Source organism: Bartonella sp. 220B, from assembly GCF_026930205.1.
In the GTDB taxonomy this organism is placed as follows: domain Bacteria; phylum Pseudomonadota; class Alphaproteobacteria; order Rhizobiales; family Rhizobiaceae; genus Bartonella.
Window position 1 is genome coordinate 1 of the sequence record NZ_JANHOI010000016.1, and the last position, 16,055, is coordinate 16,055.

A 16,055-nucleotide genomic window follows, 5' to 3' on the forward strand; every position below is an offset into this window, starting at 1 on the left:
ACGGGCTTGTTCTTCTGGTGTGGGTGTGCGCCCATTCAGGTCCCCCACTTCCTCTCGGACAATCCCTTGCATCCACAGTTTAAACTGGAGCATAGCTGTGGCTTCTCCCACAACACCGCCCACAGCACCAGCGGTGCAAGCGCCATTGGCGGTGGCGCCGACAAGACAGCCAAGACCCGCATGGGCAACAATTTGCGTGACTGTGTCTATTTTACCATCCGCCTTAGCCGTGCCAATTTCTTCCGCTAACGCCTTGCCAATGGTCCCTGACAGAGCGGTGCGCAGGTTTGTAATAAAGTTCTTGTCAAGAGAGCCGCCCTCAAGAGCCGTTTGCACGCTTGCGCCAATGGCCGCTTTGATCAGGTTCTTTTCTGCTTCATGGGCAATACGATCGACAAAAGGCGCCGTTTTGGGTAAAGACTGCCCAACCCCTGCCATGCTTGTTAATTGACTGGTCAAACCGGCTGTCACCATGGAAGAGACAATGCTAAGAAGTGTCTTGGAAGAGCCAAGCTCATGCAATGCACCGGCAATGTTGCCGCGATTATTGACAAGCGCCACAGCACTCTTGTTAATCAGTGCTTGCACACCTGCCTGTATCGCGGCATTCATGGCCGTGCTAGAGCCAACCCCTAAAGCACCGGTAATGGCACTGGCAGCGCCCGAGGCTGCTCCGCCCGTGACGGCTGTGACAACCAATGCCACGAGAGCCGCACCAGCTTCTGTCAAACCTTGGGCTTTATAATCCCAGTCTTTAAACTCAGCTTGAACGGCTTGCCAATCCACTTGCTTAGCTAAAGCCGGATCATCTCGTAGTTGCTTAATCCATGCCATCCCTGGAGAGCGAGACAATTGCTCTAGAGATTTGTCTAAATCACCGGTTGCCTCATATTCAACAACAATGCCATTGCCAGCATCAATCTTCACGCCACCCTTAGCATCTATGGTGACATGCTCGATGGTCTCCTTAAGGTAACCTTTGTCGCTCTCACTCCACCACAGAAGGTTTTCGTTACGCTGATAAGTGTCCTTAAAATCTTGATCCTTATTGGTCAGAAACTTGATCTTCCCCTTAATCTGCCGTCAAATGCGTCTCACCATCACTTGAGAGCCCTACCGCACCAAGTGTGATATCCCCGTTTTGCGCATGCATGAAGAGATCTTTGCTAACATCTACCGTAGTTTTGTTTGTGGTAACTTCTGTTGATTGTTGACGAAACTTATTCTTTTGCTTCGATTTGTCGCCTTCTTTGCCCCTAAGGTCTAAGTCAAAACTGTCAAAATCTTGCACCGAAGTCATGGTGAGGGCACCACCACTGGTGAAATTCCCCTCACCCTTTCCTTTAACCTTAACCCCATCCATGGTGAGGTCGCCATTTGTAATAAGGTTAAGATCATCCCCACTGTTGAGTTCACTCAACTGATGGAAACTGCTTTGGGCGTTATAATGCCCTTTGTCCAAGGTCTCCTTGTGTTCACTCTCTAGCGCCAATGCGCTCATGCTAGCAGAACCATCGACAATCAACGTCATTGGACCGCCGCTGGTGAATTCCCCACCCTCTGCGCCAAGATCTCCAAGGGAATGGATGTTTAATTCATGCTCAGAGAGAATTTGTCCCTTCTGCCCAGCCCGATCAGCAAAACCATATGCATTCGTGTCACGGATTTTTGCCGTGCTATTGACAATTGTATGACCCGTCATGGTGACCTTATCACCATGAATAACACCTGACATATTGGCTAAAAGACCACCACTGGTGAGATCTACAGGTCCGGTAGCATCCAAAAAACCACCGTTATTGAACAAAGTTTGTGTGGTCGTCACATGGAGTGCATCATCACTTATCACAGCACCGCTATTGGTCAGACGGTCCGCACTCAAGGTGACCCCTTTGCCTTTCAAATGCGCACTGGCTAACTTCCCTTGAGTTCTTTGTTCATTGTTTATCCCTTGTTCTGAAGAGGACGTGCTTGCCAAATAAACGTGGGGCACCAAGACCTCTTGTCCATCAACAAAGTAGGTCTCAAGCCAAATCATATCCTTTTTGATCCCAGCAATCTGCTGGGGCGTTAAGGGCTTGCCTAGCTCTAGTCCCAAAGGACCTTGCTGCTCCACAGCATTGTCGTAGAGCCTTTGCATTTGGGCATTGGGATCTTCAACCTCAAACAGAGTGCGATTGCCAGTCAACTCAAAGATTTGCTCCCCCACCAAGCGATATTCAAAATAAGCATCCCCCAACCTTTTAAACACTTGTTCAGGCTTATAATTGCCAATCTTTTTTAAGTAGTAGTCAGACCCTAAAAATTTGCTTGGATTAATAAAATCTGGACGTGTTTCGACCACAAATGATACTTGCGGGGTTTGCGTGCCTACCAACTCTGTCTTGACAGAACGAAGCCCCTCTTGTGTAGGCACCTGTATGGACTCTGCTGCTGGTGTTTGCGGGCTCGGAACAAAAAGTGCTTTGTGCCCCGTTAACCCTTTGATAATGCCCTCTAATCGATCCTTGCTGATCAGCAGTTTTGAACTATCAAAATCGGTATTTTTAACACCAGCCAAGCTTTTATCACCAGAGCTTAAACCAACTTGACCTGCTCCCCCACGCACCGCATGATTGTCAAGATAGCCTGTTACCTTTGCATCAAGAGTGCCACCTGCTTCAATCGTGCCGTAAACCGCATCATAAGTACGCGTGGTTGTTTTGGTATCGGTATAATGTCCTTCACCTTTTACGCCCCCCGCCGTACACCCTAAATTCCACGGTCTACATTTCTTCTTTCTGCGGCTCGTCTCAGTGACAATTTTGGTTGTTTCGATTAAATCATACCCTTCATTGAGCAAAGTATCGCCTTGCATTGCAATATTGCCATTGGCGGCAATCAAACTATAGCTATTGCTGATCTCACCAGCATGAACTGTTAAATGACGCCCTACCAAAATCTGTGCTGCATTATTGGTAAAATGAGACTGCTGACGAATAATGGTGCTCTCCACATCTTCCTTGATCTGGTGGTGATCAAGATTAGGAATTGGTTCCCAATCTCCTTTCTTGTAATCGTACCAAAACAGCTTATCAGTCACTTCAACCCCACCTTCACGCATATTGGTAAGTGAAGAGACATCGAAGATCATATCGCCGGAGACGGCTTCTAAAAGCCCAGAACTGTTGATTACAGAACCAGCCCGTTCTCCACTTAAACCACGGAAAATGAGACTGTCTTCAGCAATGACATCACCAAATTTATTGAGGAATGTTCCATCCAAGGAGAGGGTTGCTGACTTGTTGGCATAAATCAGCCCACTATTGCTGATATCCCCCGTCATATTGAGGGTAACGCCATCACCACTCGAACCCATGCTACCTGCATTGCTCAAGGCAGCGGCGGTTAAACAAATGCTTCAAACCATAATCACTTTACAGCTTTTGCAGTCATATTTTTTTTCAGAAAATATGTCAATTCTATATTGTGAGATATAAAAAACGCCCAAATTATCTATTTGGGCGCTCTCAGATCATTTGTTACATGTATATAAATTATTCAGCAACCGCTTCAGTTGTCATATTTGTTAACATAGCTTTAGCCATCTCACTGTTGCTAGATTTTCGCTGTTCATCTACGATTAAATCATCACGAACTGAAGCGATACGGCGGATTTGAGAAATTGTACCACCTGTACCCGCAGGAATAAGACGACCAACAATAACATTTTCCTTAAGTCCTTGCAAAGTATCAATTTTACCAGAAACTGCTGCCTCAGTAAGCACCCTTGTTGTTTCTTGAAATGATGCTGCTGAAATAAATGATGGTGTTTGAAGAGAAGCTTTTGTAATCCCAAGTAGGATGGGAGTACCAGATGCAGGTCTCTTCCCTTCTGCAATTAAATTATCATTAATTTCATCAAGTTCAATACGATCAACATTATCACCTGGAATATAACCAGAATCTCCAGATTCAGTAATCTCAACTTTTTGCAACATCTGACGAACAATCACTTCAATGTGCTTGTCATTAATTAAAACACCTTGCAAACGGTAAACTTCTTGAATTTCATTAACAAGATAAGATGCCAACGCTTCAACACCCTTAATCGCCAAAATATCATGAGGAGCAGGATTTCCATCAAGGATATAATCTCCTTTTTCAATTTGATCGCCTTCTTGGAAATGAAATAATTTACCCTTTGGAATTAAATATTCTACCGGCTCAAGAGTCTCATCATTTGGCTCAATGATAATACGGCGCTTATTTTTATAACCACGACCAAACCGAATTGTACCACTAACCTCAGCAATAATAGCGTGATCCTTTGGACGCCGTGCTTCAAAAAGTTCAGCCACACGTGGTAGACCACCTGTAATATCTTTTGTCTTAGCACTTTCCATTGGCAAGCGAGCAATCACGTCACCAGCCTTAACATGAGAACCAGGCTCAACAGAAAGAATGGTTTCCACGGACATCATGTAACGGGCCTCACCTCCCTTATACAATTTGGCAATGGTCTCACCTTTTTTATCTGTGTGGATGATAATAGCTGGTTTTAAATCAGCACCACGCGGATTAGCACGCCAATCAATGACCAAACGTTTCGTAATACCTGTAGATTCATCAGCTGTTTCAGTAACTGATAAACCATCAATCATATCCTCAAAGCCTATATAGCCCTCAACTTCAGTTAAAACAGGACGTGTATAAGGATCCCACTCTGCTATACGTTGACCACATTTAACTACATCACCATCATCAACAAAGATATGTGCACCATAGCTAACACGATGCACCACACGCTCTTTACCAGTCTCATCCTTGATAAGGATAGCCATATTACGCCCCATAACCACCAAATGACCTTCAGAATTGCGGACTACATTGCGATTACGAATTTCCACTATACCTTCATAAGAGGCTTCTAAATGAGATGAATCAACAACCTGCGCCGTCCCCCCCAAGTGGAAAGTACGCATAGTAAGCTGCGTTCCTGGTTCACCAATGGACTGAGCTGCAATAACACCAACTGCCTCTCCCTGATTAACTGGTGTCCCGCGCGCCAAATCACGACCATAGCATTTGGCGCAAACACCAAGGCGCGTTTCACATGTCAAAGCAGAGCGGATTTGCACAGACTGAATTCCAGCTTCTTCGATCTTAGCAATATCAGCTTCCTCAATCATCGCACCACCTTCAAGAATAACCTCTCCAGAAACTGGATGTAAAATATCAACAAGTGCTGTGCGACCAAGAATTCTTTGCCCAAGAGATGCAACAATTTGTCCTGCATCAACAATCGGCTGCATCGTAAGCCCTTTTGCAGTACCACAATCAACTGCTGAAATAATAGCATCCTGCGCAACATCAACAAGACGTCGTGTCAGATAACCAGAGTTAGCTGTTTTTAATGCAGTATCAGCAAGCCCCTTACGTGCACCGTGAGTCGAGTTAAAATATTCGTTAACAGTTAGACCCTCCTTAAAATTTGAAATGATTGGTGTTTCAATAATTTCACCCGATGGCTTTGCCATTAATCCACGCATACCAGCTAATTGTTTCATCTGGTTAGCAGAACCACGCGCACCAGAATGCGACATCATATAAATTGAATTCATTGGCCGCTGACGACCTGTTTTAGGATCAAATTCAACAGCCTGAATACGTTTCATCATCTCATCGGCAACACGATCCGTACATTTACCCCACGCATCTACGACTTTGTTATATTTCTCACCTTGTGTAATCAGACCATCATTATATTGCTGTTCATACTCTTTTGCCAAAGCTTCTGTTTCTGCAACCAAACGCGACTTACTATCAGGGATAACCATATCATCCTTGCCGAACGAAATTCCTGCACGACAGGCATAAGAAAAACCAAGTTGCATAATACGATCACAAAAAATAACTGTCTCTTTTTGCCCACAATGCCGATAAACTTGATCAATCATTTTAGAAATATTCTTTTTAGTCATTTCTTGGTTAACAATATCAAACGAGATATTCGGATTTTTCGGCAAAAGCTCCCCAATAATCAAACGTCCAGGTGTTGTCTCATAAAGTTTAGCAACTTTCTTCCCATCTTTTCCTATATTGTTAACGCGGCCTTTGATCTTTGTATGGAGAGTTATAACTTTATTTTCCAAGGCGTGGTGGAGTTCACCTATATCAGAAAAAGCCATTCCTTCACCTGGTTCTTTTTCAGAAACAATTGAAAGATAGTAAAGACCAAGAACCATATCCTGTGATGGAACAATAATCGGTGCACCATTGGCTGGATGAAGAATATTATTGGTCGACATCATCAAAACACGCGCTTCAAGCTGCGCTTCAAGAGAAAGCGGAACATGAACTGCCATTTGATCGCCATCAAAATCCGCATTAAAAGCAGTACATACCAACGGATGAAGTTGTATAGCTTTCCCCTCAATTAAGATAGGCTCAAATGCCTGAATCCCCAAACGGTGCAATGTTGGCGCACGATTCAGCAAAACAGGATGTTCACGGATAACCTCATCCAAGATATCCCAAACTTCCGGATGTTCTTTTTCAACAAGTTTCTTTGCTTGTTTTACAGTTGATGAATAGCCCTTTGCATCAAGACGCGCATAAATAAACGGCTTAAATAATTCGAGAGCCATTTTTTTAGGAAGACCACATTGATGCAATTTTAATTCAGGACCAGTCACGATAACGGAACGCCCCGAATAATCAACACGCTTTCCAAGTAGGTTTTGACGGAAACGCCCTTGCTTACCCTTTAGCATATCTGAAAGAGACTTAAGCGGACGCTTATTTGCTCCAGTAATCACACGCCCACGTCGACCATTATCGAACAATGCATCAACAGCTTCTTGCACCATACGTTTTTCATTGCGCACAATAATCCCAGGAGCACGCAATTCAATCAATCGTTTTAAACGGTTATTACGATTTATGACACGTCTATAAAGATCATTCAGATCTGATGTTGCAAAACGCCCACCATCAAGTGGAACCAATGGACGTAAATCAGGTGGAATGACTGGAATCGTCTTCATAATCATCCATTCTGGTTTATTACCAGATTCAAGGAAATTCTCAACAATCTTAAGTCTTTTAATCAGTTTTTTCTGCTTTAATTCCGAAGTCGTCTCAGACAATTCAACACGCAAATCATTCGCGATCTTCTCTAATTCCATACCGGCTAGAAGCTCATAAATAGCCTCAGCGCCAATCATAGCTGTAAACTGGTCTTCTCCGAACTCATCAATAGCAAGCATATACTCTTCTTCAGAAAGAAGTTGATGGAGCTTGAGGGATGTCAATCCTGGTTCTGTGACAATATAATTCTCAAAATAAAGAACCCGTTCAATATCCTTCAAAGTTAGATCTAAAAGTGTGGAAATACGTCCTGGTAAAGACTTAAGAAACCAAATATGTGCAACAGGTGCCGCAAGCTCAATATGCCCCATGCGCTCACGCCGTACGCGTGAAAGAGTCACCTCTACACCACATTTTTCACAGATAATGCCCTTATATTTCATGCGTTTATATTTACCGCATAAACACTCATAGTCCTTAATAGGACCAAATATACGTGCACAAAAAAGTCCATCACGCTCTGGCTTAAAAGTCCTATAATTAATAGTCTCAGGCTTCTTAATCTCACCATACGACCAAGACAAAATCTTCTCAGGACTCGCAATGGAAATACGAATAGAGTCAAATGTCTGCGCTGGCGCCTGAGGATTGAAAAGATTCATGACCTCGTGGTTCATGCCGTTCTCCTTCAAAGATTCTTAGAACCTGTTGTAATATCTCATTAATTTTATCACAGATTGTATTTAAAACCCATTTCTACTTTTTAAACTATCTGTGCTACCTTAATAAAAGTTTTTTTTATGAGTCTCTCTCAAGACAATCAAAGCGCACTCTTCCCAGTGCGCTTCTCCATTATTATTCAGTTGTACCAGACAATGCCCGCTGCGCAATAAGCTCACGTGCGTCATCAAGTTCTACATTAAGAGCCAGTGAACGCATTTCTTTTACCAACACATTAAAACTTTCGGGTATACCTGCCTCAAATGTATCATCACCGCGTACAATCGCCTCATAGACTTTTGTTCGACCAGCCACATCATCTGATTTTACAGTCAACATCTCTTGCAAAGTGTAAGCAGCCCCATAGGCTTCAAGTGCCCAGACCTCCATTTCACCAAAACGCTGACCACCAAATTGGGCCTTACCACCTAATGGCTGCTGTGTAACCAGAGAATATGGTCCAATCGAACGTGCATGAATCTTATCATCAACAAGGTGATGCAGTTTTAACATATAAATATACCCAACTGTCACCGGACGATCAAAAGGCTCACCAGTACGACCATCATAAAGCGTAACCTGTCCGGAACTATCTAGTCCAGCATCCTCCAGCATCATGTTGATATCAGCTTCATGCGCTCCATCAAAAACAGGTGTTGCAATCGAAACGCCTTTCCTCATCTGCTGCGCTAATTTGTAAAGGCTCTTGTTATCATACTGACGTACTGGCTCATTATGATCATTATCAGGCATAAGATTCTCAATACGCTGACGCAAAGGAAGGATATCACCAGTCTCTTGATACAACTCTATCAAATCGCCAATCTTCTTGCCCATACCCGCACACGCCCAACCAAGATGTGTCTCAAGAATTTGTCCAACATTCATACGACTAGGCACACCAAGCGGATTCAACACGATATCAGCATGGGTTCCATCCTCAAGAAATGGCATATCCTCTATGGGAAGAATACGCGATACAACACCCTTATTACCATGACGTCCGGCCATTTTGTCACCTGGTTGGATTTTGCGCTTTACAGCTACAAAAACCTTCACCATTTTCATGACACCAGGAGGCATTTCATCGCCTCTTTGAACCTTTTCAACTTTATCCATAAAGCGACGTTGTAACGCTTCTTTCGATTCATCATATTGCTTACGCAAAGCCTCAATTTCATTCTGAAGCTTTTCATCCTCAACAGCAAATTGCCACCATTGCGAACGCGGATAGTGTCCCATCACCGTATTATCAAGCTTCTTGCTGCCCGAAAAACCTTTTGGGCCTTCTACAGCAACTTTACCTGTCAACATATCAGTAAGACGCGCATAAACATTGCGATCAAGAATTGACTGTTCATCATCACGGTCTTTCGCTAAACGCTCAATTTCTTCGCGTTCAATGGCCATTGCGCGCTCATCTTTTTCCACACCGTGGCGGTTAAAAACACGAACTTCAACAACAGTTCCAAAAGTTCCAGGAGGCATTCGCATAGAAGTATCACGAACGTCTGAAGCTTTTTCGCCAAAAATAGCACGCAGAAGCTTCTCTTCTGGGGTCATGGGACTTTCACCCTTTGGTGTAATTTTACCAACCAAAATATCACCAGGCTGAACTTCAGCACCAATATAAATAATACCAGCTTCATCAAGATTTCTTAACGCTTCTTCTGCAACGTTAGGAATATCGCGTGTAATTTCTTCCGGACCAAGCTTTGTATCACGTGCTGCAACTTCAAATTCCTCAATATGAATGGAGGTAAAAACATCATCGGCAACAATACGCTCGGATAACAAAATCGAATCTTCATAATTGTACCCATTCCAAGGCATAAAGGCCACAAGAACATTTCGCCCAAGTGCTAAATCACCAAGATCCGTAGAGGGACCATCGGCAATAATATCACCCTTCTCTATCCGATCCCCTACATGCACAAGAGGACGCTGGTTAATACAAGTAGACTGGTTGGAACGTTGAAATTTCTGTAAACGATAAATATCAACACCAGACTTTGAAGGATCTAAATCCTCTGTTGCACGGATCACAATACGCGTTGCATCAACCTGATCAACAATACCACCACGCTTTGCACTAACCGCCGCCCCTGAATCACGAGCAACAACGGATTCCATCCCTGTCCCAACAAATGGTGCTTCAGCACGTACAAGCGGAACCGCTTGACGTTGCATGTTTGAACCCATCAACGCACGATTCGCATCATCATTTTCCAAAAATGGAATAAGAGCTGCCGCTACTGAAACCAACTGTTTTGGTGAAACATCCATCAAATCCACATGATCGCGCGGGGCCATCAAAACTTCCCCCGCATGACGACAAACAACGAATTCTTCTGTAAAGCGCCCTTCAGCATCTAATGAAGAATTGGCTTGAGCAACATAATGCTTTGATTCTTCCATAGCAGACAGATAAACAACTTCTGTTGTCACTCTACCATCAATAATTTTACGATATGGGCTCTCAATAAAACCATATTTATTAACGCGCGCGAATGTCGCTAAAGAGTTAATCAGACCAATATTGGGACCTTCCGGTGTTTCAATCGGACAAATGCGACCATAATGCGTAGGATGGACATCACGAACTTCAAAACCTGCACGTTCACGGGTCAAACCTCCCGGACCAAGCGCGGAAAGACGACGCTTGTGCGTAATTTCTGACAAGGGGTTGGTTTGATCCATAAACTGCGATAATTGTGAAGATCCAAAAAACTCACGAACAGCTGCCGCTGCAGGCTTTGCATTTATCAAATCCTGTGGCATGACTGTGTCAATTTCAACTGATGACATACGCTCTTTTATCGCACGCTCCATACGAAGTAAACCAATGCGATACTGATTTTCCATCAACTCCCCAACTGAGCGAACGCGTCGATTGCCAAGATTATCAATATCATCAATTTCACCACGACCATCACGCAATTCAACCAACATCTTAACAACAGCAAGAATATCTTCTTGACGCAAAATGCGAACCGTGTCTGGACAATCAAGATCCATACGCAAATTCATCTTAACGCGCCCTACGGCTGAAAGATCATAACGCTCTGGATCAAAAAATAACGAATGGAACATAGCTTCCGCTGTATCCATTGTTGGAGGCTCACCTGGACGCATAACGCGATAAATATCAAACAACGCATCCTGCCGGCTTTCATTTTTATCCACTTTTAAAGTATTACGGATATAGGCTCCAATATTCATGTGATCAATATCAAGGATATTAATTTGATCCGCATGAACATCAGACAAAATCTTCAATATTTTTTCATCAATTTCATCACCAGCTTCAAGATAAATCTCACCGGTCTGATAATTGACTATATCTTCTGCTAGATAACATCCCAATAAATCATCTTCACTAACTTTAACCGCTTTGAGACCTTTTTCAGCTAAAGACTTTGCAGCACGAAGTGTTAGCTTTTTACCAGACTCGGCAACAACTTCACCACTATCTGCATCTACAAGATCAGAAACAAGCTTCATTCCTTTAAAGCGATCAACAGAATAAGGAATACGCCATCCGTCCCCATCTCGCTCATAAGTGACTTTATTATAAAATGTTGACAAAATATCTGATGCATCCATACCTAATGCCATCAGAAGACTTGTAACGGGAATCTTGCGCCGCCGATCAATACGGGCATAAATAATGTCCTTAGCATCAAACTCAATATCAAGCCAAGAACCACGATAAGGAATAACACGAGCAGCAAAAAGGAACTTTCCCGATGAATGCGACTTTCCTTTATCATGATCAAAAAAGACACCAGGAGAACGATGCATCTGTGAAACAATAACACGTTCCGTACCATTAATGATGAAAGTACCATTTTTCGTCATTAAAGGCATATCGCCCATATAAACGCCTTGCTCTTTAATATCTTTGATATCTTTTGATCCGGTATCCTCATCAATATCAAAAACGATTAAACGTAATATCACCTTTAACGGTGCAGCATAGGTCAAATCACGCTGACGGCATTCTTCAACATCAAATTTCGGTAAATCAAATTCATAACCAACAAACTCGAGCATAGCTGTACCGGAAAAGTCCGAAATAGGAAATACCGATTTAAAAACAGCTTGCAAACCTTCATCTGGTCGTCCACCTTTCGGTTCCTCAACCATGAGAAACTGATCGTATGACGCTTTTTGAACCTCAATAAGATTCGGCATCTCTGCTACTTCAGGAATCTTACCAAAAAATTTGCGTACGCGCTTACGACCATTGAATTGAGACATCATCGCTAGGGTCTGAGCCATCGTCGCTCCTTGATCTTTACTCTTCAAGGTAGACTAAACCTTGAAAGCTTTATGTCATTAACCTGCACATGCAGACCAGTTCACTTGATACCCGATAATGAGTACCACTATTTTTCCCCACAACACAAGCCAACCATACACTTGGCTACGATGAGGAAACGAGAAGTAAACCCAACATCCATTACAGCTATTCAACTGTTGGAAAAAGGTTTTCATTGATCATCTCCCCTCTTTTAGAGAAAGGAAATCGGCGAACATAAATGCCCGCCGATTAAAACAAATTTATTTAAGTTCAACTTTAGCACCAGCTGCTTCAAGCTGAGATTTAATTTTTTCTGCTTCATCTTTAGAAGCACCTTCTTTAATAGGTTTAGGCGCTCCTTCAACCAAATCTTTAGCTTCTTTCAAACCAAGTCCAGTCAGTGCGCGAACTTCTTTAATGACATTAATTTTTTGCGCGCCACCTTCAATAAGAATAACATCAAATTCTGTTTTTTCTTCTGCAGCTGGAGCAGCAGCACCAGCAACAGCAGCTACAGCTACAGGAGCAGCAGCTGAAACGCCCCATTTTTCTTCCAATAACTTAGAAAGCTCAGCAGCTTCCAAAAGGGTTAGGTTAGAAAGGTCTTCTACGATCTTCGCTAGATCAGCCATTTTTAAATTCCTTCAATTAAAAGATTTGAACCATTATTTATTATTCAAAAAAACAGAAAAGCATAAAAACTTTCCCATAAACGTGAATATAAAACAGCCTTAAGCCGCCTTATTCCCCTGAGCATATGCTCCAATGACACGTGCAACCTGACCAGCAGGAGCATTAACAACTTGTGCAATACGGGTCGCAGGGGTAGAAATCATACCTACGAGTTTTGCCCGCAACTCGTTTAATGAGGGCAATGAAGCCAATGACTTCACAGCATCTACACTCAAACTTGTTGCACCCATTGAACCACCAAGGATGACAAATTTGTCATTGTTTTTAGCAAAATCAACAGCAACTTTCGGTGCTGTAATTGGATCTTCTGAATAAGCAATAAGTGTTTGCCCAATAAACAAATCCACTAGCGATTCAGATTCCGTGCCCTGAAGAGCGATTTTAGCAAGACGGTTTTTGGCGACTTTAACTGCACCGCCAGCTTCACCCATTTTTGAACGAAGATCATTCATCTGTGAAACTGTCAGGCCAGAATAATGTGCAACAACAACAGAACCAGACTTCCGAAAAGCCTCGTTAAGCCATGTAACAAATTCGCGTTTTTCCGCTCTATTCACTGTTTTTCTCCATTTAACAGATTTATTGAAAACAAATCCGTTGGTTACCTTTGATAACATAAAACATTTTATGTTATCGATGAGGATCCTGTCCCCTTCTTCACGCACAGCGCTCAAAGGCAACCTTGGTTCAAACCCTTTAAGTCTTTTAACTCTCAGTTTTTACCCCAGTCTCATGCGGGTTTTTTTCGATTAAGATACCTCAAACAGTATCACCCACAATCTCGGACAGGATATTCCGGAATTTCTTCCGGTATAACCCAAGCTCGCTAAAGCTCAGATAGATAAATGCCGAAAAATCAACATTCTAAACACAATCTTGGTCTTTACATACCCCAAAATAAAATTACAAATCTGGTTTAAACTTACTCTGAACGAACAGTTGCAGGATCAACTTTAACTCCAATCCCCATAGTTGAAGAAACTGCAACTCGCTTAACATACTCACCTTTTGCACCTTGCGGTTTAGCTTTAATAACAGCACTCGCAAAAGCTTTAATATTTTCCACTATCTTTTCAACACCAAAAGAAGCCTTGCCAATACCAGCATGCACAATACCAGCTTTTTCAACACGAAACTCAACAGCTCCACCCTTAGAAGCTTTGACCGCACTAGCAACATCAAGTGTCACAGTACCAACTTTTGGATTTGGCATTAAACTGCGTGGACCAAGAATCTTACCAAGACGACCAACCAGAGGCATCATATCTGGTGTTGCAATACAACGGTCAAAATCAATCGTTCCACCATTAATGCTCTCGAATAAATCTTCAGCCCCGACAATATCAGCACCAGCAGCCTTTGCTTCCTCTGACTTATCCCCACGTGCAAAAACAGCAACACGAATATTCCGCCCTGTTCCATTAGGTAAATGCGCAACGCCACGAACCATTTGATCAGCATGACGAGGATCAACACCTAAGTTCATCGAAATCTCAATTGTTTCATCAAATTTAGCAACTGCACGCTCTTTAACCATCGAAACCGCATCTTTTAAAGCGTAAAGTTCATTAAAATTAATATCTTTGCGGATATTTTTTATTCTCTTTGCTACTTTTGCCATAATCTTAGCCCACCACTTCCAAGCCCATAGAGCGTGCTGAACCTTCAACCATGCGCATCGCAGATTCAACGTCATTTGCATTAAGATCCTTCATCTTCGCTTCTGCAATTGAACGAATCTTATCACGAGAGATGCTTCCTACAGACACTTTACCAGGCTCTTTTGAACCAGATTTCAAATTCGCCTCCTTCTTTAAAAAAAATGATACGGGAGGAGTCTTCAAAGAAAATGTAAAAGACTTATCTTGATAATAAGTGATAACGACTGGAATCGGTGCCCCCTTCTCCATTTCCTGCGTAGCGGCATTAAACGCTTTACAGAATTCCATGATGTTAATACCACGTTGCCCAAGAGCTGGACCAATCGGGGGAGATGGGGTAGCAGCTCCCGCAGGAACCTGCAACTTAAGCTGCCCTATACTTTTTTTTGCCATAATAATCTGCCTTCAATTTTACGATATGCGAACAATTGATCTTGCCCGCCACCCTTCTGCAGTCAAGTGGTTCGGATCATCAAGCCGACAAAAGCCATAAATCACCTCCCACCAATCACTCAAAGTGGTTAGAACCACTCTAAACTTATCAGAGTTTTTCAACCTGACCAAACTCCAAATCAACAGGCGTAGGACGCCCAAAAATCAAAACCTCTACTTTAAGGCGAGAACGCTCTTCTTCAACCTCTTGAACAACACCATTAAACGAAATAAAAGGACCATCAGCAACACGAACTTGCTCTCCAACCTCAAAAAATACAGAAGATTTTGGAGACTCTCCGCCTGCCTGAACTTGTTTCAAAATCTGTTCAACCTCCCGATCAGAAATAGGAATGGGACGCGCATCAGATCCTAAAAAACCTGTCACTTTAGGTGTATTCTTAATGAGATGATAAACTTCATCTGTCAATTCAGCACGAACAAGAACATAACCAGGAAAAAACTTCCGCTCAGAATCAACCTTACGCCCGCGACGAACTTCGACAACGCGCTCTGTTGGAACAAAAATCTTTTCAAAGAGGTGATCAAGCCCTTTTTGCTTTACCTCTTTTTCAATAGCTTCCGCTACCTTCTTTTCGAAATTTGAATATGCTTGAACAATATACCAACGAGCAGCCACAATCACACTTCCTTGCACTCTCAACTAAAAAGATATTTTAGTAGATCAATACCCCGCCAAATACCAAAATGCACAGCCTGATCAACAATAAAAAAGAAAAATGAAGCAAATGCAGTTACCAACAGTACCATAATAGTAGAAATTACAGTCTCACGACGTGTAGGCCATTTCACCTTAACTGTTTCTGCATAAACTTGTTTTAAAAAGGTAATTGGATTGGTTTTAGATGCCATCAGTCACACTATACTCTTTCCAGTTTTATTGTGATTTATACAACAAAATAAATACGACAAAAGCGCAAAAAGCCATACTCAAGCCTCATGCAACTTCCTCATTCTCTATTCAATACCGATTCATACACAAAAAAACAAGCCCCATAGAAAAAAAAGCGAAAAAGGTAGTTTAAAATCCACCTAATCACAGAAAAAACCTTATTTCCCCTTTGGCAGGGGCAGCAGGGCTTGAACCCGCGACCTGCGGTTTTGGAGACCGCCGCTCTACCAACTGAGCTATACCCCTAATCCTTAAAACT

At 42.6% G+C, this 16,055-nt stretch carries 9 protein-coding genes, 1 tRNA gene and 1 pseudogene; all 11 read right to left on the reverse strand.

All coding sequences use genetic code 11. From position 1 onward, the window contains the following. Positions 1 to 3,391: pseudogene (locus NPX99_RS07755) on the reverse strand (DUF637 domain-containing protein); the annotation flags it as partial. 145 nt (positions 3,392 to 3,536) lie between these two features. After that, positions 3,537 to 7,748 (reverse strand): DNA-directed RNA polymerase subunit beta', encoded by a 4,212-nt coding sequence (rpoC, locus tag NPX99_RS07760; protein WP_269031286.1) that lies wholly within the window; start codon positions 7,746 to 7,748, stop codon positions 3,537 to 3,539. Between the two features lie 178 nt (positions 7,749 to 7,926). Continuing rightward, positions 7,927 to 12,075, reverse strand: a complete 4,149-nt coding sequence (rpoB, locus tag NPX99_RS07765; protein ID WP_269031287.1) for a DNA-directed RNA polymerase subunit beta — start codon at positions 12,073 to 12,075, stop codon at positions 7,927 to 7,929. A 57-nt stretch (positions 12,076 to 12,132) separates the two neighbouring features. Then, the gene (locus NPX99_RS07770) at positions 12,133 to 12,291 is read right to left on the reverse strand and encodes a hypothetical protein (protein WP_269031288.1); all 159 of its coding nucleotides are present in this window, start codon (positions 12,289 to 12,291) and stop codon (positions 12,133 to 12,135) included. 66 nt (positions 12,292 to 12,357) lie between these two features. Next, positions 12,358 to 12,729: a 50S ribosomal protein L7/L12 gene (gene rplL / locus NPX99_RS07775; RefSeq protein WP_004864933.1), complete on the reverse strand. Its 372-nt coding sequence runs from the start codon at positions 12,727 to 12,729 to the stop codon at positions 12,358 to 12,360. A gap of 99 nt (positions 12,730 to 12,828) precedes the next feature. Then, positions 12,829 to 13,347 (reverse strand): 50S ribosomal protein L10, encoded by a 519-nt coding sequence (gene rplJ, locus NPX99_RS07780; RefSeq protein ID WP_269031289.1) that lies wholly within the window; start codon positions 13,345 to 13,347, stop codon positions 12,829 to 12,831. Positions 13,348 to 13,712: 365 nt separating this feature from the next. Continuing rightward, entirely contained in the window at positions 13,713 to 14,411 is a 699-nt protein-coding gene (rplA, locus tag NPX99_RS07785; protein ID WP_269031292.1) for a 50S ribosomal protein L1, read from the reverse strand. A gap of 4 nt (positions 14,412 to 14,415) precedes the next feature. After that, positions 14,416 to 14,844, reverse strand: coding sequence for a 50S ribosomal protein L11 (gene rplK, locus NPX99_RS07790; protein WP_126603919.1), 429 nt, complete (start codon positions 14,842 to 14,844; stop codon positions 14,416 to 14,418). Positions 14,845 to 14,992: 148 nt separating this feature from the next. Continuing rightward, positions 14,993 to 15,523 (reverse strand): transcription termination/antitermination protein NusG, encoded by a 531-nt coding sequence (gene nusG / locus NPX99_RS07795; protein WP_269031290.1) that lies wholly within the window; start codon positions 15,521 to 15,523, stop codon positions 14,993 to 14,995. Between the two features lie 20 nt (positions 15,524 to 15,543). After that, a complete protein-coding gene (gene secE, locus NPX99_RS07800; RefSeq protein ID WP_269031291.1) occupies positions 15,544 to 15,756 on the reverse strand; it encodes a preprotein translocase subunit SecE in 213 nt (70 codons plus the stop codon). 210 nt (positions 15,757 to 15,966) lie between these two features. Continuing rightward, a tRNA-Trp gene (locus NPX99_RS07805) sits at positions 15,967 to 16,042 on the reverse strand. Between the last annotated feature and the right edge of the window lie 13 nt (positions 16,043 to 16,055).

Coding starts and splice junctions, on each gene's coding strand:
- rpoB (WP_269031287.1), bottom strand. CDS start 12,075: ATGGCTCAGACCCTAGCGATGATGTCTCAATTCAATGGTCGTAAGCGC.
- NPX99_RS07770 (WP_269031288.1), bottom strand. CDS start 12,291: ATGAAAACCTTTTTCCAACAGTTGAATAGCTGTAATGGATGTTGGGTT.
- secE (WP_269031291.1), bottom strand. CDS start 15,756: ATGGCATCTAAAACCAATCCAATTACCTTTTTAAAACAAGTTTATGCA.
- rplA (WP_269031292.1), bottom strand. CDS start 14,411: ATGGCAAAAGTAGCAAAGAGAATAAAAAATATCCGCAAAGATATTAAT.
- rpoC (WP_269031286.1), bottom strand. CDS start 7,748: ATGAACCACGAGGTCATGAATCTTTTCAATCCTCAGGCGCCAGCGCAG.
- rplL (WP_004864933.1), bottom strand. CDS start 12,729: ATGGCTGATCTAGCGAAGATCGTAGAAGACCTTTCTAACCTAACCCTT.
- rplK (WP_126603919.1), bottom strand. CDS start 14,844: ATGGCAAAAAAAAGTATAGGGCAGCTTAAGTTGCAGGTTCCTGCGGGA.